Annotated in this window: 22 protein-coding genes; 12 read left to right on the forward strand and 10 right to left on the reverse strand. The window is 67.6% G+C overall.

What is annotated here, in order from left to right; all coding sequences use genetic code 11:
- Nucleotides 1-28: 28 nt before the first annotated feature.
- Both MRBLWH13_RS07530 and MRBLWH13_RS07535 read left to right on the forward strand, forming a co-directional pair.
- Nucleotides 29-277, forward strand: a complete 249-nt coding sequence (locus MRBLWH13_RS07530) for an acyl carrier protein (RefSeq protein ID WP_017202249.1) — start codon at nt 29-31, stop codon at nt 275-277.
- 90 nt (nt 278-367) lie between these two features.
- The gene (locus MRBLWH13_RS07535; protein WP_341957718.1) at nt 368-1606 is read left to right on the forward strand and encodes a beta-ketoacyl-[acyl-carrier-protein] synthase family protein; all 1239 of its coding nucleotides are present in this window, start codon (nt 368-370) and stop codon (nt 1604-1606) included.
- A gap of 69 nt (nt 1607-1675) precedes the next feature.
- On the opposite strand, the gene MRBLWH13_RS07540 is transcribed toward MRBLWH13_RS07535, so the two are convergent.
- Complete coding sequence (locus MRBLWH13_RS07540) at nt 1676-2332, reverse strand: hypothetical protein (protein WP_341957720.1); 657 nt, start codon at nt 2330-2332, stop codon at nt 1676-1678.
- A gap of 95 nt (nt 2333-2427) precedes the next feature.
- On the opposite strand from MRBLWH13_RS07540, the gene MRBLWH13_RS07545 reads away from it, so the two are divergent.
- Nucleotides 2428-3831 carry a PLP-dependent aminotransferase family protein gene (locus tag MRBLWH13_RS07545; protein WP_341957722.1) on the forward strand — a complete coding sequence of 468 codons (1404 nt, stop codon included), beginning with the start codon at nt 2428-2430 and terminating at the stop codon, nt 3829-3831.
- 141 nt (nt 3832-3972) lie between these two features.
- Here MRBLWH13_RS07545 and MRBLWH13_RS07550 read toward each other — a convergent pair whose 3' ends face one another.
- Nucleotides 3973-4476 (reverse strand): DUF3145 domain-containing protein, encoded by a 504-nt coding sequence (locus MRBLWH13_RS07550; RefSeq protein ID WP_056516966.1) that lies wholly within the window; start codon nt 4474-4476, stop codon nt 3973-3975.
- 187 nt (nt 4477-4663) lie between these two features.
- Nucleotides 4664-5437 (reverse strand): hypothetical protein, encoded by a 774-nt coding sequence (locus MRBLWH13_RS07555; protein ID WP_341957725.1) that lies wholly within the window; start codon nt 5435-5437, stop codon nt 4664-4666.
- 176 nt (nt 5438-5613) lie between these two features.
- On the opposite strand from MRBLWH13_RS07555, the gene MRBLWH13_RS07560 reads away from it, so the two are divergent.
- The 3 genes from MRBLWH13_RS07560 (at nt 5614) to MRBLWH13_RS07570 (ending at nt 9214) form a co-directional block, all read left to right on the forward strand.
- Nucleotides 5614-7617: a DUF262 domain-containing protein gene (locus tag MRBLWH13_RS07560; protein WP_341957727.1), complete on the forward strand. Its 2004-nt coding sequence runs from the start codon at nt 5614-5616 to the stop codon at nt 7615-7617.
- A gap of 1 nt (nt 7618) precedes the next feature.
- A complete protein-coding gene (locus MRBLWH13_RS07565; RefSeq protein ID WP_341957729.1) occupies nt 7619-8866 on the forward strand; it encodes an alpha/beta fold hydrolase in 1248 nt (415 codons plus the stop codon).
- 66 nt (nt 8867-8932) lie between these two features.
- On the forward strand, nt 8933-9214 hold the full coding sequence (locus MRBLWH13_RS07570) for a hypothetical protein (protein WP_341957732.1): 282 nt from the start codon (nt 8933-8935) through the stop codon (nt 9212-9214).
- 67 nt (nt 9215-9281) lie between these two features.
- On the opposite strand, the gene MRBLWH13_RS07575 is transcribed toward MRBLWH13_RS07570, so the two are convergent.
- From MRBLWH13_RS07575 to glgA, 3 genes are all read right to left on the reverse strand, one after another.
- On the reverse strand, nt 9282-9539 hold the full coding sequence (locus MRBLWH13_RS07575; RefSeq protein WP_056307337.1) for a type B 50S ribosomal protein L31: 258 nt from the start codon (nt 9537-9539) through the stop codon (nt 9282-9284).
- Nucleotides 9540-9630: 91 nt separating this feature from the next.
- Nucleotides 9631-10416 (reverse strand): ABC transporter ATP-binding protein, encoded by a 786-nt coding sequence (locus MRBLWH13_RS07580; protein ID WP_056307335.1) that lies wholly within the window; start codon nt 10414-10416, stop codon nt 9631-9633.
- A 17-nt stretch (nt 10417-10433) separates the two neighbouring features.
- Entirely contained in the window at nt 10434-11618 is a 1185-nt protein-coding gene (glgA, locus tag MRBLWH13_RS07585) for a glycogen synthase (RefSeq protein WP_341957735.1), read from the reverse strand.
- A 69-nt stretch (nt 11619-11687) separates the two neighbouring features.
- On the opposite strand from glgA, the gene glgC reads away from it, so the two are divergent.
- The 3 genes from glgC (at nt 11688) to MRBLWH13_RS07600 (ending at nt 14357) form a co-directional block, all read left to right on the forward strand.
- The gene (gene glgC / locus MRBLWH13_RS07590) at nt 11688-12929 is read left to right on the forward strand and encodes a glucose-1-phosphate adenylyltransferase (protein WP_056307331.1); all 1242 of its coding nucleotides are present in this window, start codon (nt 11688-11690) and stop codon (nt 12927-12929) included.
- 61 nt (nt 12930-12990) lie between these two features.
- Nucleotides 12991-13626 carry a phosphoserine phosphatase SerB gene (gene serB / locus MRBLWH13_RS07595; protein WP_341957738.1) on the forward strand — a complete coding sequence of 212 codons (636 nt, stop codon included), beginning with the start codon at nt 12991-12993 and terminating at the stop codon, nt 13624-13626.
- A 32-nt stretch (nt 13627-13658) separates the two neighbouring features.
- Complete coding sequence (locus tag MRBLWH13_RS07600) at nt 13659-14357, forward strand: alpha/beta fold hydrolase (RefSeq protein ID WP_341957740.1); 699 nt, start codon at nt 13659-13661, stop codon at nt 14355-14357.
- Nucleotides 14358-14411: 54 nt separating this feature from the next.
- Here MRBLWH13_RS07600 and MRBLWH13_RS07605 read toward each other — a convergent pair whose 3' ends face one another.
- On the reverse strand, nt 14412-15119 hold the full coding sequence (locus MRBLWH13_RS07605; protein WP_056516934.1) for a beta-ketoacyl-ACP reductase: 708 nt from the start codon (nt 15117-15119) through the stop codon (nt 14412-14414).
- 137 nt (nt 15120-15256) lie between these two features.
- Between MRBLWH13_RS07605 and MRBLWH13_RS07610 the strand changes: the two genes are divergently transcribed.
- The 3 genes from MRBLWH13_RS07610 to MRBLWH13_RS07620 all read left to right on the forward strand — a co-directional run bounded on the left by MRBLWH13_RS07610 (nt 15257) and on the right by MRBLWH13_RS07620 (nt 17336).
- Nucleotides 15257-15913 (forward strand): DUF4190 domain-containing protein, encoded by a 657-nt coding sequence (locus MRBLWH13_RS07610; RefSeq protein ID WP_341957742.1) that lies wholly within the window; start codon nt 15257-15259, stop codon nt 15911-15913.
- 66 nt (nt 15914-15979) lie between these two features.
- A complete protein-coding gene (locus MRBLWH13_RS07615; protein WP_341957744.1) occupies nt 15980-16336 on the forward strand; it encodes a DUF3099 domain-containing protein in 357 nt (118 codons plus the stop codon).
- 187 nt (nt 16337-16523) lie between these two features.
- Nucleotides 16524-17336 carry an SURF1 family protein gene (locus MRBLWH13_RS07620; RefSeq protein ID WP_341957746.1) on the forward strand — a complete coding sequence of 271 codons (813 nt, stop codon included), beginning with the start codon at nt 16524-16526 and terminating at the stop codon, nt 17334-17336.
- A 6-nt stretch (nt 17337-17342) separates the two neighbouring features.
- Here MRBLWH13_RS07620 and MRBLWH13_RS07625 read toward each other — a convergent pair whose 3' ends face one another.
- Genes MRBLWH13_RS07625 through MRBLWH13_RS07635 form a run of 3 tightly spaced genes read right to left on the reverse strand, consistent with a single transcriptional unit; the run spans nt 17343 to nt 18880 of the window.
- Complete coding sequence (locus tag MRBLWH13_RS07625) at nt 17343-18110, reverse strand: hypothetical protein (protein WP_341957749.1); 768 nt, start codon at nt 18108-18110, stop codon at nt 17343-17345.
- Between the two features lie 3 nt (nt 18111-18113).
- Nucleotides 18114-18269 carry a hypothetical protein gene (locus MRBLWH13_RS07630; protein ID WP_341957751.1) on the reverse strand — a complete coding sequence of 52 codons (156 nt, stop codon included), beginning with the start codon at nt 18267-18269 and terminating at the stop codon, nt 18114-18116.
- A complete protein-coding gene (locus tag MRBLWH13_RS07635) occupies nt 18266-18880 on the reverse strand; it encodes a pyridoxamine 5'-phosphate oxidase family protein (RefSeq protein ID WP_341957753.1) in 615 nt (204 codons plus the stop codon). The genes MRBLWH13_RS07630 and MRBLWH13_RS07635 overlap by 4 nt, the downstream gene beginning before the upstream one ends.
- Nucleotides 18881-18913: the final 33 nt, after the last annotated feature.

Below are 18913 nucleotides of genomic sequence, written 5' to 3' on the forward strand. Positions count from 1 at the left end.
TACAACCCGTAAGAAAGAGGAAGACCACATGGCTTTCACCAACGATGAGGTCCTCGCTGGCCTCGCAGAGCTGATCACCGACGAGACCGGCATCAACGCGTCCGAGGTCGCCCTCGAGAAGTCGTTCACCGACGACCTCGACATCGACTCGATCTCGATGATGACGATCGTCGTCAACGCCGAGGAGAAGTTCGGCGTCACCATCCCCGACGACGAGGTCAAGAACCTCAAGACCGTCGGAGACGCCGTCAACTTCATCGTCGCCGGCCAGGAGTAATCCACGCAGGATGCCACCCCCACGCGTGTGGGGCGTGGCATCCTCCGCCTTGCCCGCCATCTGCTCGACCCGCCTGACAAGGAACCACACATGACCAAGCGCATCGTCGTCACCGGCATCGGCGCCACGTCCGCCATCGGCGGGACAGCTCCCGACAACTGGACCAACCTGCTCGCCGGGCAGTCCGGGACCCGCACCCTCGAGCACGACTGGGTTCAGCAGTACGAGCTGCCTGTGACCTTCGCCGCAGAGGCGATCGTCCGACCCGAAGAGGTCCTGCCCCGCCACGAGGCGAAGCGGCTCGATCCCTCCTCCCAGTTCGCCCTCATCGCAGCACGCGAGGCCTGGGCGGATGCCGGATCCCCCGAGGTTGCTCCCGAGCGCCTCGGCGTCGACTTCGCCACCGGCATCGGCGGCCTCTGGACTCTCCTCGATGCGTGGGACACGCTGCGTGAGAAGGGCCCCCGTCGCGTCATGCCGCTGACTGTGCCGATGCTGATGCCGAACGCCGCAGCCGGCAACCTGTCGCTGCAGTTCCAGGCTCGTGCCTACGCCCAGACCGTCGTGAGCGCGTGCGCCTCCAGCACCGAGTCGATCATCCACGCGTTCCACCATCTGCAGGACGGTCTCGCCGACGTCGTGATCGCAGGTGGCACCGAATCGGCCATCCACCCGATCACCATGGCCTCCTTCGCCTCCGCGCAGGCTCTGTCGCGTCGTAACGACGACCCCGCCACTGCATCCCGCCCCGGCGCGATCGACCGCGACGGATTCGTCATGGGCGAAGGTGCCGCAGCACTGATCCTCGAGACCGAGGAGCACGCCAAGGCTCGCGGCGCCAAGATCTACGGCTACGTCCTCGGCGGTGGAGTGACCGCAGACGCGTACCACATCACGGGCAACGACCCCGAGGGCAACGGGGCGGCACGCGCTGTCACCCAGGCACTCGAGGAGGCCGGCATCACCGCCGACCAGGTCGCCCACATCAACGCTCACGCGACGTCGACGCCGGTCGGCGACCCCAACGAGTACGTCGCCCTCAGGAAGGTCTTCGGCGACCGGATCGACGAGATCCCGGTCTCGGCGACGAAGGCGTCGACCGGTCACCTGCTCGGTGGCACGGGAGCTCTCGAGGCGATCTTCTCGCTGCTCGCGCTCCGCGACCGCGTCGCTCCGCCGACCATCAACATGACCGAACCCGACCCGGCCGTGCCGTTCAAGCTCTCGGGCGAGGCGCAGCCCCTCGGCGACGGCACGCTGTATGCGATCAGCAACTCGTTCGGCTTCGGCGGGCACAACGCCGTCGTGGTCTTCGCGAACGCGGACTGACCCTCAGACACGCGAGAACGGCCCCCGGGGGAACCCGGGGGCCGTTCTCGTCTTCCGACCTGCCAGAGCCTATGCCCGGGAGAGCTGCCTCGAACGAGCCGCGCGCAGACGCGTACTCCACGGCAGGAACCAGCCGACGAGCGGGCCGACTCCGAAGGCGAAGAGCACCGTTCCCAGGCCGACGGGTCCTCCGAGAACGAACCCGACGAGCAGCACGCTGCCCTCGATGACGGTGCGCACCAGCCAGACGGGCCGGCCCGTACGCGCCACGAGTCCGGTCATGAGGCCGTCCCGCGGTCCTGGGCCGAAGTCCGCGGCGATGTAGAGGCCCGTCGCGAACGCGAGCAGAAGCAGCCCCGCCACGAACATCGGCGCGCCGACCCAGATCGACGGGGGCGCAGGGATCACGAAGAGGGCCAGGTCGGCACTCGGACCCACGAGCAGAGCGTTGAGCAGCGTGCCGAGACCGACGCGCTGGCGGAGCGGGATCCACAGCACCAGCACGAGCACCGAGACGAGCACGGTGACGACGCCGTACCCGATGCCCGTCTGCCCCGAGATCCCGAGCGCGAGGACGTCCCACGGTGCGACGCCGATACCGCCACGCACCATCAGTCCGAGGGCGACGCCGTAGAGGAACAGACCAGCCAGCAGCTGGACGATGCGCTCGACGACGTCGCGTCGACTGGTGGCCGTGATCGGGAGGAAGACGGAACGGAGGTGCATTGTTCCATCGTGGCCCCGCTGCTCTGCGTGATGCCGAGGCCACTCGGTGAAAAGTGGCCTGCTGTGACGAGTCCACTTTGCGGCATGCTGGAGTGATGACATCACGACTGGTCGAGCAGCTCGGCACGCAGAACGTCGCCGGGGCCACTGCCGCCTCACTGGCCGAGCAGATCCGCGCGCTGATCCTCGACGGTCGACTGACCGTCGGAGAGCGACTGCCCAGCGAGCGTGCCCTCGCGCTCGAGTTGCGCCGCTCACGGTCGACGACGACGCGCGTGTACGGGCTCCTCGAAGGTGACGGCTACGTGTCCCGTGTGCACGGCGGCGGCACACGAGTCACCCTTCCGCATTCCGCACGCGCCTCCACGAGCTCGGACGACGACGACGCCATCGACCTCTCCATCGCCTCGATGGACTCGACTCCGGGGCTGTACGACGCCACCGTGAGGTCACTCCCCAGACTCGCCGCGCTCCGAGGCACGAGCGGCTATTCGCTGCGAGGACTCCCCGAGCTTCGCGAGGCGGTCGCGCGCCGCTTCACCGAACGCGGAGTCGAGACAGATGCCGACGAGATCATCATCACATCGGGTGCACTCAATGCGTTCCACCTGGTCCTCGCCACGATCGGCCGACGAGGAGAACGAGCCCTGGTCGAGCAGCCGACGTTCCCCCACGCTCTCGAAGCCCTGCACCGGCACGGGTACCGGCTGCTCCCTACCCCGGTGGACGTCACAGGATGGGACGAACGCCACATCAACGACACGCTCCTGCGCAGCCGCCCGCACGTGGCATACCTCATCCCCGATTTCCACAACCCGACCGGGGCGACTCTGAGCGACGCCGAGCGCTCCCGCATCGCGACGACCGCGCGGAACTCCGGTACGCACGTGATCGTCGACGAGACCACCGCCGAGCTCGACATCGACCGAGGATGGTCGCCGCTGCCGATGGCCGCCTACAGTCCGCAGGTCATCACGGTCGGGTCGATGTCCAAGATCGCCTGGGGCGGGCTCCGCATCGGATGGATCCGCGCCGAGCGCTCGCTCATCACCCGGCTGCTCGCCACCCGACCCTCCTTCGAACTGGGCACCGCGCTCCTCGAGCAGTGCATCGCGGTCGAGCTGCTCCAGGACATGCCCGCGCTCACCGCTCACGTCACGGCGAGGCTGCAGGCGGGGCGAGAAGCGGTCACGGAGGGCCTCGCATCCATCGGTGGGCTGTCGATGCCACCGGCGCCCGGCGGCCTCTCCGCCTGGCTCGATCTCGGCGCGCCGATATCGACGGCGCTCTCCCTCGCCGCACGCGACCACCGGCTCGTCCTGCCGCCGGGACCGCGGTTCTCGACCGGAGGGGTGTTGGAGCGACGCCTGCGAATCCCCATCACGCTCCCGCCGGAGCGCGCGGCCGATGCGATGGGACGACTGCAACTCGCGTGGGACGACGTCATGGCCGGCGGATCGTCCGCGCGCCTGGAGATGCCGAACTCGGCGGTCATCTGAGCGCAGACGAGGACCCCGTCCCTGATGCAGGGGCGGGGTCCTCGTCATGTGGAACAGGGATTCGCCTTCTCAGCGTCCGGGATCACTCACCGGCATCCGATACTCGCGCCTTCCCGCTCCAGGTCTGTGCGGTGTCGTCGACTAGCCCACCTTGTGCAGCCAGACGACCCTGGCGTCGTCGCTCGCGTGACGGAACGGCTCGAGCTCCTCATCCCAGGCCGAGCCGAGGGCGATGTCGAGTTCCCGCTGCAGTTCGCTCGCACTGCCTGCCGCGATCTCCATCGCATAGCGGATGCGGTCCTCGCCGATGACGATGTTGCCCGCGGCATCCGTCTGGGCGTAGTGGATGCCGAGATCAGGGGTGTGCAGCCAGCGTCCGCCGTCGCTGCGAGGCGTGGGGTCCTCGGTCACCTCGAAGCGGAGGTGCTCCCAGCCGCGGATCGCGGTGGCAAGTGCCGCACCGGTACCGACCGGGCCGTCCCAGTAGAACTCGGCACGGCGTGCGCCGTCGAGCACCGGCTGGTCGCTCCAGTCGAAGTTCACCGCACGACCGATAGCGCGTCCTACCGCCCATTCCAGGTGCGGGCAGAGCGCGCGAGGTGCAGAGTGGACGAAAACCACTCCGCGTGCGTAAGCCGTCGCCATGATCTCTCCGTTTCATCAGGTGCGTCTTCCCCAACGACCTGAAACAACGAGAACTGGCGTGAATATGCGGTTATGGGGATATTCTCGCCCAGACCGGGCGAAATCACAAGCATGTGATTCCACGAAGAAGGCCCCGGTCGCGAGGACCGGGGCCTTCGGACCGTCGCCGGTCCTGATCGAATGAGGCTCAGGCCTCGCTCATCGCCTGCTTGACCTGCTGGCCCTTGGCCGCGTAGTACGCGGCACGAGCGGCGTCACGACGTGCCTGCTCGGCGTAGCCGGCCTCGAGCACGTCCTGCGGGACCTCGACGTTCGGCACATCCTGGGTGCCGTGGTACTTCTCGATGTAGGCGTCGAGCTCGGGGCCCGACGTCCACGACGTGATGAGGCAGTAGCGCGGTTCCGTGCCGACGTGGGTCGCCGCGTGCCACAGACGCTGCGTGTCGACGATCAGCTGCGCTCCGGCCGGCAGAGCGATGCGGTACTCGATGCTCGGGTCGGTGCGGTTCTCGCGGAGGACGAAGAAGCTGTCCTTGTCGTCGCTGAGGTTGAAGAAGCCGCGCACGACCCAGCCGGTGCCGTCGGGGTTCAGACGGTTGTTGTCGTCCTGGTGGAGGTTGTAGAGGCACTCGCCGTACGGGGTCGGCTGCAGCTCGATGACGCGGCAGCGACCGACGTTGGCACCGGGCTCCTGCGCGCGTCGCGTGAGGTTGGGGGCTTTGGCGGTCTGCGAGTCGATCCAGACGCCGTCCTTGTCGGTGCGCGGAGGCTTGTGGTTCCAGAAGCCGTTGCACTCGATCTCGCCCTTGGCGCTGGCGAGAGGGGCGAAGCGGGTGTCACCCGACGACTTCCAGTCGTTGTACTCGATGTCGAGCCACTCCTTGGGGTCGAGCTCCTGGTCGTAGCTGTCGAGAACGACGAAGCCTTTGTCTTCGAGGGCAGCGGACTTGATGTATCCCATGATCTGAACCAGATCCTTTCATCGGGGGCCAGCACGTTTTAACAGGCCCTGATAAGGCAAGCCTAACAGGGCACTTCTGGAGCGCCGCCGAGGGCCGCCGTGAATAAGCGAATAGACTGAATCGGGCGCCTGGCGACTCCTCGGCGCCCGGCGTTACGGGAGGACGAGACACCAGCATGAGCACTGCGACCAACGTCGAGGCGACAGCTGTCAACACGATCGAGTGGCTCGCAGAGGACTCCACGACCATCGTCGTGCCGGTGTATCAGCGTCAGTACCGATGGGACATCGGCGGATGCGAGCAGTTGCTCTCCGACGTCCGAGCCGTCGCCCGGGAAGACGAGTCCCATCGCCACTTCATCGGTTCGATCCTGTCGGCCGCCGACGACTCCGACGCCGACACCGACCTCGTGCTGATCGACGGCCAGCAGCGCATCACGACGCTCATGCTGCTCGTCGCTGCACTGCGGCACGCGGTGCAGGACTCCTCCCCCGAGCTCGTCGCAGAGCTCGATCGCGTCCTCGTGCGCCCTGACGACGCCACCCGCACCAAGCTGCGGCCCCACGACGCCTGGGCGGAGCTGTACGAGTCGGTGGTGCTCGAACGCGGCGACCACGCCGACCGCGACTCGCGCTTCGACGACAATTACGCGTTCTTCCGCAGCCAGGTGCAGACCGACGAGGCTCCGCTGATCTGGCGGGGGCTGCAGAGACTCGAGCACGTGTCGATCACGCTCGGCGCCGAGGCCAACGCCCAGCAGATCTTCGAGAGCCTGAACTCCACGGGCGAACCGCTGAGAGATCACGAGCTCATCCACAACTACATCCTGATGGGGCTGACACACACCGAGCAGCTCGATGTCGAAACGCGTTTCTGGCTGCCGATCGAACGGCACACGGGAGAGACCATCGGCGCGTTCTGGCGGCACTACCTCGTCATGACGACGGGCCGCGAGGTCGCCGCCAATGGCGAGCACGGCGTGTACAGCGCGTTCCGGCACTCCTTTCCCCGCGTCGACCTCGATCACCTGCAGGCGGATGCCGAGGTGTGGCGGCACTACGCCGAGATCTACGGCATCCTGCTCGATCCTTCACTCGAGAAGAACCCTGAGATCGCGCAGCAGCTGCGATTCGTGAACACCTTCGGCCGTGCGGCCTATCCGCTGGTGTTGAGCGTGTACAGCGACCATTCGCGCGGACTCATCGGACGCGACGAGCTCATCGAGACGCTCGAGTGGATCCAGACCATGTACCTGCGTCGCACGCTGGTGAACCTTCCCAACGAGCGGCTCGTCGCACGTCTCTGCCGCGCCCGCTCCGACGGCCGAGATGCGCTCGCCCGGGCCTTCGCGCGCATCACCCCGTCTGACGAGCGCGTGAGTGCGGTGCTGAAGTACAGCGAGCTTCCGCATCCCGCCTATGTGCTCGGCCGCCTGGAGGGCGTGGACGAATCGATCGACTTCGACGTCGAGCACATCGTCCCGACCGTCCCGAGCGACAGCTGGTCGGGCGACGGCGTGCGCCCCTGGATCGACTACTCGGATGACGAGCGCAACGCCCACCGTGCTCTCGCCCCCACTCTCGGAAACCTCACCCTGCTCGAGCAGCACCTCGCGGAGCGCGTCTTCGGCGAGTCGTTCGCGGTCAAGCGGGACTCGGCGTACGCGCGCAGCACGGTCTCTGAGACCAGGGCACTCGAGCGCACCGAGAGCTGGGGCACTGCCGCCATCTCGGAGCGCACGGTCCGCCTCACCGCCGATCTGCTGCGCATCTGGGCGCGCCCGGCCCTGCCCGAGATCGACGACGACGGACTGACCCCGATCCTCGACGCCGTCCGCCGGCGTGGCTGGCCGGCGGGCTGGGAGCGGGAGTTCGAGTACGTCGAGTACCGCGGCGAGCGGTGGGAGGTCTTCGACGTCCGATATCTCTTCAATCGCGTCTTCCGGCGCGCCTGGACGGACACGCGCGCCGCCGCCGTCGCGTACTGCGCCGCCCACGGCGGACCCATCTACGACGCGATGGCGTGGAAGGGCCAATGGGACCAGCTCGACGAGTCGCACCACCTGTACATGGGGTGGGACTCGAACTACATGATGAACGCGGTGCAGGGCGTGCTCCAGGAGGCGGGCATCGCCTCCGAGGTGTTCGTCAAGTACTCCTATATCGGGAATGTGATGTGACATGACCACCACCATCCGCCGCCTGCTCGACCTCACCGTCGAGGAGCACACGCTCACCGTGCCGCTCGTCTGGGGCGACCCGGCCGACACCCGCACGATCGAGATCTTCGCCCGCGTCGTCACGCGCGAGGGAGGAGAACGCCTCCCCTACCTGGTCTTCCTGCAGGGCGGCCCCGGACACGAGGCGCCCCGCCCGTTCCACTCGTCCACCGCCCCGGCGTGGCTCGATGAGGCTCTCGCGCACTATCGGGTGGTGATGCTCGATCAGCGAGGCACCGGGCTCTCCACGCCGGTCGGCGACGCTGACCTCGAACGCGGCTCGGCCGAGGTCGCCGAGTACCTCACCCATCTGCGTGCGGACTCGATCGTCCGCGACTGCGAGGCGATGCGCGCGCACCTCGCAGCCGAGACGTGGAGCGTACTGGGTCAATCCTTCGGCGGCTTCACGACCCTGGCCTACCTGTCGACCGACGCGGACTCGATCGCCGACGTGTTCATCACCGGCGGGCTCAGCACGGTGAACCGGCACCCCGACGAGGTCTACGCGCTCTGCTACGACAAGATGCGCTCGGCCTCCGAGCAGTACTACCGTCGGTTCCCCGAGCACCGCGACACCATGCGCCGCTTGGTCGATCGGGCAGAGTCCGGCGACATCGTTCTCCCCGACGGCGAGGTGGTCTCCCCGTCGCGACTGCGCTCCGTGGGTTCCGCGCTCGGCACGAACGACGGTTGGCAGACCGTGTGGTCGCTGCTCGAGCGCGATCCCGCGTCCAACGCCTTCCGCCACGACCTGATGCACGCGATGCCGTACGGCGGGCGCAACCCTCTCTACTTCGCCTTCCACGAGTCGAGTTACGCGAGCGGTCACGCGACACGGTGGTCGGCGGAACGCACCGAGCCCCAGGACTTCCGCGACGACGTCACCCTGTTCACGGGCGAGCACATCCGGCGTGAGTGGACCGACACGGTGCCGGCGTTCCAGCCGTGGCGTGACGTCACGCTCGCGCTGGCGGAGTTCGAGTGGCCCCGGATCTACGACGAGGTCGCCATCGCCACCTCCGGAGCGACCGGTGCCGCGGCGGTGTACGTGAACGACGTCTACGTGCCGATGGAGTTCTCGCTCGAGACCGCTCGGCTGCTGCCCGGAGTGCAGCTCTGGGTGACCAGCGAGCACGAGCACAACGGGGTGCGCTCCGGTCCAGTGCTGACCCACCTCTTCGACCTCGCGCACGGTCGCCGCATCCGCTGAGACGCCCCTTCCGAAATCATCCTGCAGGCGGATGCCGATGCGGCACGCGCCGAATAGCCTGGACTCATGGCCGACGCCCTCGGGATGCTCCTCACGATCGCGATCCTCCTCGTCGTCGTGATCGCGATCGTCGTCGTGATCGTCGCGATCTACGCGAAGGCGCCCCTGGAGAAGAAGTACGAGAGCGCCGGCGGTGGACTGGGTGGTTCCTTCGACGCGATCTGGATGCCGTCGGCGCACGAGGCCGGCATGGAGCGCGACCGCCAGACGAAGCGTACGGCTCCCGCGCCCGCGCCCGGTGACCCGCTCAGCCGGATCGACGGCGAACGCATCGTGATCGACATCTGACGGTCGCCGCGGGTACGACGAAGGCCCCGTTTTCCGAGGAACACGGGGCCTTCGAGTGCGGCGATCGTTACTTGGTCGATCCGCCGAAGCCCTTGAAGCGCTGGTTGAACTTCTCGACGCGGCCGGCCGAGTCCATGATGCGCTGCTTGCCCGTGTAGAACGGGTGCGATGCCGACGAGATCTCGACGTCGATGACGGGGTACTCGACGCCGTCGAGCTCGATGGTCTTGTCGCCCGTCACGGTCGAACGGGTGAGGAACGTCTCTCCCGAGCCCAGGTCGCGGAACACGACAGCCTTGTACTCGGGGTGAATGTCAGTCTTCATGGGATTCCTTAGTTGCTGCCCTGGATTGTGCCAGGGACGAGGGAAGTCTGCGGTGCAGAGAGCACCAAGGGTCGATTCTATCAGATCGTGATCAGGATGCCGCGCGCGCGGCGTAGCGTCCGTCTTCGCTGGTCAGCACGATGGGCATGCCGAACGTCTCGGTCAGCGTCTCGGCCGTGAGCGTCTCGGCGACGGGGCCAGCCGCGACGATGCGCCCTTCACGCATCAGCAGCACGTGCGTGAATCCCACGGGGATCTCTTCGACGTGGTGCGTGACCATCAGCATCGCGGGAGTCGTCGGCGACGACGCGTAGCCGCTGAGAAGAGCCAGCAGTTCTTCTCGCGACCCGAGGTCGAGCGACGCCGTCGGCTCATCGAGGAGAAGCAGCTCGGGGTCGGTCATGACGGCCCTGGCGATCTGCACGCGCTTCTGCTCGCCGTCGCTCAGTGTGCCGAACGTGCGGTCGGCCAGGTGCTCGAGACGCCAGTCACCCAGCACGCGCAGTGCGCGGCGCTCGTCGATGTCCTCGTAGTTCTCATTCCAGCGGCCGAGCACCGAGTACGCGGCGGTGAGGACGGTGTTCAGCACGGTCTCGTCGCGGGGTACGCGCTTCGCCATCGCCGAGGACGCGAATCCGATGCGCGGACGCACTTCGAACACATCGGTGCGGCCGAGGGTCTCCCCCAGCACCGTCACGGTTCCCGAGGTCGGGTGCATGAGCGTGTCGGCCAGCTGGAGCAGCGTGGTCTTGCCGGCGCCGTTCGGTCCGAGGATCACCCATCGCTGATCGTCGTCGACCTGCCAGGTCACGTGATCGATGATGTTGCGGCCCTCACGGCGCACGACGACGTCGGTGAATTCCAGAGCGCTCGACATGCTTCCAGCCTATCGGCTCAGGAGGTCAGCTCCGCGTACAGCGCGCGCGTGGTGTCGGCGATCGCACCCCAGCTGAACTCGTCCCGGGCACGCTCCCGCCCGGCTTCGCCGTATGCCCGCGCGCGCTCCGGGTCGGAGGTCACCTCCGTCAGCACTCGGGCCAGATCGGCGATGTAGCGCTCAGGGTCGACGGGCGTGCCCGTGCCATCCTGCAGCTGCTCGATCGGCACGAGCCGTCCGGTGACGCCATCGGCGACGACCTCGGGAATGCCGCCGGTCGCCGTGCCGACGACCGCGGCGCCACACGCCATCGCCTCGAGGTTCACGATGCCGAGCGGCTCGTAGACAGACGGGCAGACGAAGGTCGTCGCGGCGGTGAGGATCGCCGAGAGCTCATCGCGCGGCAACATCCGCTCGATCCAGACGACACCGTCGCGGGTCTGCTGGAGGAGCTTCACGCCCTCCTGCACCTCCGCCATGATCTCGGGGGTGTCCGGGGCTCCGGCGCAGAGGACGAGCTGCACCTCGGGCGGGAGCAGACGAGCCGCCTGCAGCAGATAAGGGAGCCCCTTCTGCCGCGTGATTCGCCCGACGAAGACGACCGACGGTCGGGCCGGGTCGATCCCGACGGATTCCAGGAAGGCGGGGTTGTGCACAGGCCGCCACCGTTCGACGTCGATCCCGTTGTGGATCACCCGCACCTTTGCCGGGTCGACCGACGGGTAGCTGCGAAGGATGTCGGCACGCATCCCCGCGCTGACCGCGATGACCGCTGCCGCGTTCTCGTAGGCGAGCTTCTCGATGCCGCTCGACACCGCGTATCCGCCGCCGAGCTGCTCGGCTTTCCACGGACGCAGCGGTTCGAGGCTGTGGGCGGTGAGCACATGAGGGATCCCGTGCAGCTGGGAAGCGATGTGCCCCGCGAAGTTCGCGTACCAGGTGTGGCTGTGCACGACGTCGGCGTCGGAGATCGCCGCGACGATCTCGAGATCGGTGCCGAGGGTCTGCAGCGCGGCGTTCGCGGATGCGAGCTCGGACGGCGTCCGATAGGCGAAAGTACCCGCCTCATCGCGGGGAGAACCGAAGGCTCGAACCTGTACATCGATATTCTGCCGCAGGGCCGTGACGAGCTCGGCGACGTGGACGCCCGCACCTCCGTAGATCTCCGGCGGGTATTCCTTCGTGATCATCTCGACGCGCATGTCTAGACGGTAGTGACTCACTTGTCCAGATGCTAGTTCGCCGGGCCGATTCGCCTCTATGGTGGGTGCATGTCCGCACCAAAGAAGATCTTCGGCATCATCCTCGCCGGCGGCGAGGGAAAGCGTCTCATGCCCCTCACGGCTGATCGCGCGAAACCTGCAGTGCCCTTCGGCGGACAGTACCGATTGATCGATTTCGCGATCTCGAACCTCATAAACTCCGGCCTTCGCCAGATCGTCGTCCTCACGCAATACAAGTCGCACAGCCTCGACCGCCACATCTCGCAGACCTGGCGCATGTCCGCCCTGCTCGACTCATACGTGACGTCGGTGCCCGCGCAGCAGCGACTGGGCAAGCGCTGGTTCTCCGGCTCCGCCGACGCGATCCTTCAGAGCCTCAACCTGATCAACGACGAGAAACCCGACATCGTGGTGGTGATCGGTGCCGATCACGTCTACCGCATGGACTTCCGCCAGATGCTCGAGGCGCATATCGAATCCGGCGCGAAGGCCACCGTCGCCGGCATCCGCCAGCCCCTCGCGATGGCCTCGCAGTTCGGTGTGATCGATGCCGACACCGAGACCGGACGCATCAAGCAGTTCCTCGAGAAGCCGACCGACATCGCCGGCCTCGAGGACTCGCCTCACGAGGTGCTCGCATCGATGGGCAACTACATCTTCGACGCCGATGCTCTGATCGCCGCCGTAGAGGCCGACGGCGAATCACCGACCTCCGGGCACGACATGGGCGGCGACATCGTGCCGTACTTCGTCGACCGCGGCGAGGCCGGGTACTACGACATGAAGCAGAACGACGTCCCGGGGTCCTCTCCGCGAGACCGCTCGTACTGGCGCGACGTGGGTACGATCGACTCCTTCTTCGACGCCCACATGGATCTGATCTCGACGCTCCCCATCTTCAACCTCTACAACATGGAATGGCCGATCCACTCGCAGGCCGTGAACTCGCCGCCCGCCAAGTTCGTGCGCGATTCGGTGGGCCGCATCGGAAACGCGATCGATTCGATCGTGTCACTGGGATCCGTGCTCTCGGGAACCCACCTCGAGCGCAGCGTCGTCGGTCCGTGGACGCTCGCGGGCGGCGGCTCGACGATCACCGACTCCGTGGTCTTCGACGGCGTGAGAGTCGGTGCGGGGTCCCGCGTTCATCGTGCGATTCTCGACAAGAACGTGGTCCTCGCCGACGGTGCGACGGTGGGCGTCGATCGGGAGCGGGATCTCGCGCGAGGTTTCACCGTGACGGAGTCCGGCATCACCGTGGTCGGCAAGGGCCTGTTCATCGAACGGTGACCGCGTCGCCCTGTGTCGGGGTCGCACGTCGACCATCATGGCTGTCGATAGGCTCTGAGGCGTGACCTCTGCGCGCTTCCTCGTCGTACTCGATGCCGATTCCACCCTCATCCGCAACGAGGTGATCGAACTGATCGCCGACGAAGCCGGACGCCGTGCCGAGGTGCAGGCCGCGACCGAGGCCGCCATGCGCGGCGAGATCGACTTCGCGACGAGCCTGCGCTCGCGCGTGGCCGCGCTCGAGGGGGTTCCCGTGTCGGGTTTCGCCCGGGTGCTCGCCCGCATCGAGCCGACCCCCGGGGTGTGCGAGCTGACGGCCGCCGTTCATGAGCGCGGCGGTGCCGTCGGTGTCGTCTCGGGCGGTTTCCACGAGATCCTCGACGACGTCGCCCCCGGGCTCGGCGTCGACCGCTGGCGCGCGAACCGCCTCGAGGTCGCGGACGACACACTCACCGGCCGGGTCGACGGCGAGATCGTCGACGCGGCGGCCAAGGCCGCATCGCTGCTGGCCTGGGCAGACGACCTGGGAGTACCGCGCCACGCGACGATCGCGATCGGCGACGGCGCCAACGATCTGCAGATGATGTCGGTCGCCGGGCTCGGACTCGCGTTCAACGCGAAGCCGGCCGTTCGCGTCGCCGCGAGCCTGGTCGTCGGCCCCCAGGATCTGTCCGAGGTCATCGCGCTGCTCCCGTAGCGCGTGTCGGCGGCCCGGTCTATCGTCGGGCCATGGACATCATCCTCATCCCGGGCCTCTGGCTCGATGCCTCCAGCTGGAACGACGTCACCGCGGATCTCGAGCGCGCAGGTCACACCGTGCATGCGTTGACGATGCCCGGCGTCGGCGCCGTCGGCGCGGACTCATCCGAGATCGGCATCTCGGATTGGGTCGACGCCGCCGTGACCGCGGTCGACGCGGTCGGCGGGCCCGTCGTGGTGGTCGGGCACAGCGGCGGCGGCAACGTCGCCTGGGGCGTCGCAGATGCGCGCCCCGACGTCGTGACCCGAGCCGTGTTCGTCGACACCGTGCCGCCGCCCTCTGGCTTCGGCATCAGCGAGTTCGAGGTGGTCGACGGCGTGGTGCCCTTCCCCGGCTGGGACTCCTTCCCTGCCGAAGATGTCGACGATCTCGACGACGAGACCCGCGCGCGCACCGCGCCTCTCGCACGAAGCGTGCCGGCCAGAGTGCCCACTGACGAGATCACGCTCGGCCCCGGGGCTCGGCATGCCGTCCCTGTGACCCTGCTCATGGGCAGCATGGACCGAGAGACACTCGACTCCGAGCTCGAGCAGTGGGGTCCGTACGCCGACGAGTTCCGGGCGATCGGCGACGCCGAGGTCGTGCGCATCGGATCAGGTCACTGGCCGCAGTTCTCGGTGCCGAGCAGGCTGGCCGACCTCATCGATGCGGCAATCACCCGCCGCTGACGCAGCGCCCCGCTCTCGACTCAGTGCTGTGCTCGGCTCAGCCCTGCGCTCGAGTCAGTGCCCCATCCCGAGTCCGCCGTCCACCGGGATGACGGCGCCGGAGATGTAGCCCGCGTCGTCGCCGGCGAGCCAGGTGACGACTCCTGCGACCTCGTCGGGAGTCGCGAAGCGCCCTGCAGGGATGTTCGCCTTGTACTGCTTCTGCGTCTCTTCGGGGAGTTCCGCCGTCATGTCGGTCTCGATGAAGCCCGGAGCGACGACGTTGGCGGTGATGCCGCGGCCGCCCAGCTCGCGCGTCAGCGATCGGGCAAAGCCCACGAGCGCGCTCTTCGACGCCGAATAGTTCACCTGGCCGGCCGAGCCGTACAGGCCGACGACGCTGGAGATCAGGATCACGCGGCCGAAGCGGGCACGGAGCATCCCCTTCGAGGCACGCTTGACGACTCGGAATGTCCCGCCGAGGTTGGTCGCGACGACGCTGTCGAAGTCGTCCTCGCTCATCCGAAGCAGAAGAGTGTCCTTGGTGATGCCCGCGTTGGCGACGACGATCTCGACCGGTCCGAGCTGCTGCTCGACCTCGGTGAACGCCGCGTCGAGCGCAGCGGCGTCGGTGACATCGGCGCGGACCGTCAGTGTGCCTTCGGGACCTTCACCGCTGCGCGCGGTGACGGCGACGCGGTATCCGTCGCGGACGAATCGTTCGGCGATCGCACGGCCGATGCCGCGGTTGCCGCCGGTGACGAGGACGACGCGAGAACTCATTTTCCACTCCTGATCTGGCCGGTGGGGGTCGGGGCCGGGTCGTCATCGATCCTACCGATGATGCCGTGACTCGATCGGGTGCGCGTTTGACAGCCCCTGCCTCGGCTGGGACGCTGATCTCGACGAAAGGCATCACCGTGAGCGACAACAGCATTCCCACCCCTCCGGGCGGACAGCAGCCGACGCCGCCCCCAGCGCCGCCGCTCGCCCCGGCGCCGCCGGCAGCGCCCTACCAGTCGGCCCCCTCGGCTCCGCAGACTCCGTCGTACCCCGCCGCCGCCCCCGCACCTTCGTACCCTGGCACCGCGCCGACGCAGTCCTACCCCGGTGCAGCGCCGTCGTTCGCACCCGGACAGCAGCCCTACGGCGCGGCGCCGGCACAGCAGCCCTACGGGGCCGCCGCCATCCAGCCCTACGGCGCAGCCCCGCAGCCGTATGGCGCTCCCGCACCCGGTCAGCCCGGTGCCGCATACCCGACCTACGCCGCTCCGATCTACCCGCCTGCGCGCCCGGCGAGCGGACTCGCTGTCACGTCCCTCATCTGCGGCATCGCGGGCATCGTTCTGTTCTGGGCGTTGATACCGCTGCTCGCGTCGATCGTCGCCGTCATCACCGGCCACATGGCGCTGCGCCAGACGAAGGCGAACCCGGCGATCGGTGGTCGCGGCATGGCCTTCGCCGGCCTGATCATGGGCTACATCATGGTCGGCTTCCTGGTTGTCACCATCGTCATGACCATCATCAGCTTCGTGTTCTTCGGCGCCTTCACACTGCCGTTCATCTTCTCCTCCTGACGCGCGCCTCGCCTACGCCGGTGAGGGCGCGCCGTCGCGCCCGCACCGGCGTAGGCTGGAGTCATAGTGAAGAGCAAGCACCCGGTCCCTGCTGTCACCTCTCTGCCGCAGTCGCCGCAGGACGAGGCAGACCACCGTGTGCGCCGGTACGTCCTCACGATGGCGATCAGGATCGTGTGTTTCGGACTCATGATGTTCGTGCAGCCCTACGGCTGGTACACCTGGGTCTTCGCTCTCGCCGCTGCGGTGCTGCCGTATATCGCGGTCGTCTTCGCGAACGCCGGCAGCGACAGCACGGAGACCATCGCAGAGTCCCCCGTGCAGGAGCTCGAAGCTCCGGCGCCGGTCGAGACGCTTCCGGTCGCGCAGGACGATGCCCCCGGCGTGTTCACCATCCACGAGAGCCGCCAGGATCGCGAGTGAGTGGACTGGAGTGCTCGCGGGCCGGATGTCGGAACACCGCGACCATGCAGGTGGTGTGGCGCAATCCGCGCATACACACCGCTGACCGCGAGAAGATCTGGCTCGCCTGCGCTGAGCATGTCGGCTTCCTCCGCGACTACCTTGCAGCAAGGGACTTCCCCGTGACCGTGAGAGATGGTGTCCCCTCATGAGCGCCCGAATGGGTCGATGGACCGTGTACGTGCTGATCGCGATCGGCTTCGCGATCGCCTGCGCCTTCCTGTCGAACTGGCAGTTCGAGCGGAACGAGACCAGATCCGAGCAGATCGCTCTGGTCGAGAAGAACTACGACGCGGATGCCGTACCGCTCGCCGATCTCATCGGCGCCGACGGATCACTCGATCCCGGTGATGTGTGGCACCCGGTCGTGCTCACCGGCGAGTACGTCGCCGACGAGCAGCTCCTCGTGCGCAACCGCCCGCACGGCGGCACGAGCGCCTTCGAGGTGCTGGTGCCTTTCCGCGACGTCGACGGGCGGGTGTTCATCGTCGACCGCGGGTGGGTGCCTCCAGGAGACGGGGATGCGCCCGACGCGGTCCCCGCTCCCCCGGCGGGCGAGGTCGAGGTCATCGTGCGGCTGCGTCCGGGCGAGCAGCTTCCGGCATCCGGACGAGGCGCACCCGAAGGCCAGGTGCCGACGATCAACCTCCCCTCGATCGCCGAGCTGGTCGAGGGTGACGTGATCACGAGCGCTTACGGGCAGATCGTCAGCGAGGAGCCGGCAGGAGAAGGCACGCTGGGCGGCTTCGACTCCCCCACCGACGACCCGGGTCCGCATCTGTCGTACGCGATCCAGTGGATCCTGTTCGCGCTCATGGGGTTCGTGTTCATCGGCTACATCATCCGCACCGAGATCGTGAAGCACCGCGAAGAGGTCGAGGGCACTCCCGCTCCGGTCAAGACCTCCCGGCGCCGCGACAAGGATGCGGATGTCGAGGACGAGCTCCTCGACGCGCGCTGACGCACCTCAGTCCCAGGCTCTCACCCCGGAGACGACGGCGGTCTTGGGATATCCGCCGGAGGGAGCACCGATCTCGAAGAGATCGATCAGGAGCATCATCGGATAGTCCGGAGACTGTGGGATGCGCCGCAGCACCCGCCCCTCGCAGCCGATGACGGTCTCGCCGTCGCCCCAGATCACGGTCCAGGTGTGCGGCTCGCACGCATCGAACGGTAGTACGACCTCGGCCATGTCGGTCGTGAGCCTCGGATCATGGTGAGCTTTGACGCCGGTCCGCGCCCGCGTTATCGTCGAGACGGCATCGGCGTCGATCTCGAAGATGCAGATCTCGCCCGCGTCCCTCTCAGAGAGATTCTCGATGCCCACGAGCCACGCGGCGAGCATGCATCCCTCGTCGGTGGTGGCAGCGACCGTCAGATCGATCCGCCCGCGCGTCGGAGCGAACAGCTGGCGCAACGGCATCTCTGTGCGCACCTCGAGACCGTCCGGACGATGCCGATGAGTCCCGCGCGTCGACCCGATGGCCCCGGAGAAGACCGCGGTCTGCACATTCGAGACGCGCAGGGGCGCATCCTCTTCCCGCCAATCGAGTTGGTCGCTTTCGATACGCAACTCCAGGCCCGCATCGACGATCGCGTAACGCGCCTGCGACCGCTCCGGCACGGTCCACTGCGGAAGGTAATGAGCGATCCACCTCTCGTCGTCGAGCCCGCTCGAGAAGTCGTCGCTGAAGATCGGCGGCGGAGACGGCACAGGTGGCAGGGGCTCAGCCATGAGTCAGTCCACCCACGGCATCGGCTTCTCGGGAAGACGGAAGCTGTCGTCCAGCCCCATCTGTCCTCGACCGTCGAGGAAGACGCACAGTTCCTCGACGGTCGAGTGGACGCGCCACTCGTCGAGCGCACCGATCTCGACCACCTGGAAGCCGTTCATGATCCCCGAGCTTCCGTCGGCCGATCAGCAGCCCCGCCGATGACCGTTCGGGACCAGCCCTCGTCCGCCGCGTCGTAGACCACACGCGTGTGACGTCGGTCTCTCGATCCCTGCCAGAACTCGACCCGGGTGGGGATCAGCCGCCAGAGCGTCCAGTCACCGGCCGCGATGTCGGCACGCGCCGATGCAGAGCGCGCGGCGAGGTCGGCCGCGCTCTCCTCGGCCGTCGCCTCTTCGACGCGTCCGCGCACTCTCACCGCACGCACCTGGGGCTGCCACCAGAAGTTCAGTGCCGCCGCGGGGACGGCGGCGAGCTGCGCGCCCTTGCGCGAAGATCTCGTGCTGGCGAACGCCCACCCGCGTTCGTCGATCCTCTTCAGGATGAGCGTGCGGGCATCGGGAACGCCATCGGCGTCCACGGTCGCGAGGGTGACGGTGTGCGGCTCCGCCACTCCGGCGTCCGCCGCTTCACGCAACCAGCGGGCGAAGAGCGCGCTCGGTTCATCGGGCAGCGCCCCGAGATCCCAGTCCGGAGCGAGCCCGGTGAGAGCGTGCCTGCCTTTCAACCACTCGTTGAGCGAGAGAAGGTCGAGTTCCTGTTCGTGGGTCACGCTCTCGACTATGCCACCGACCGCGGACGGCGC

Source organism: Microbacterium sp. LWH13-1.2 (assembly GCF_038397735.1).
Taxonomy (GTDB): domain Bacteria; phylum Actinomycetota; class Actinomycetes; order Actinomycetales; family Microbacteriaceae; genus Microbacterium.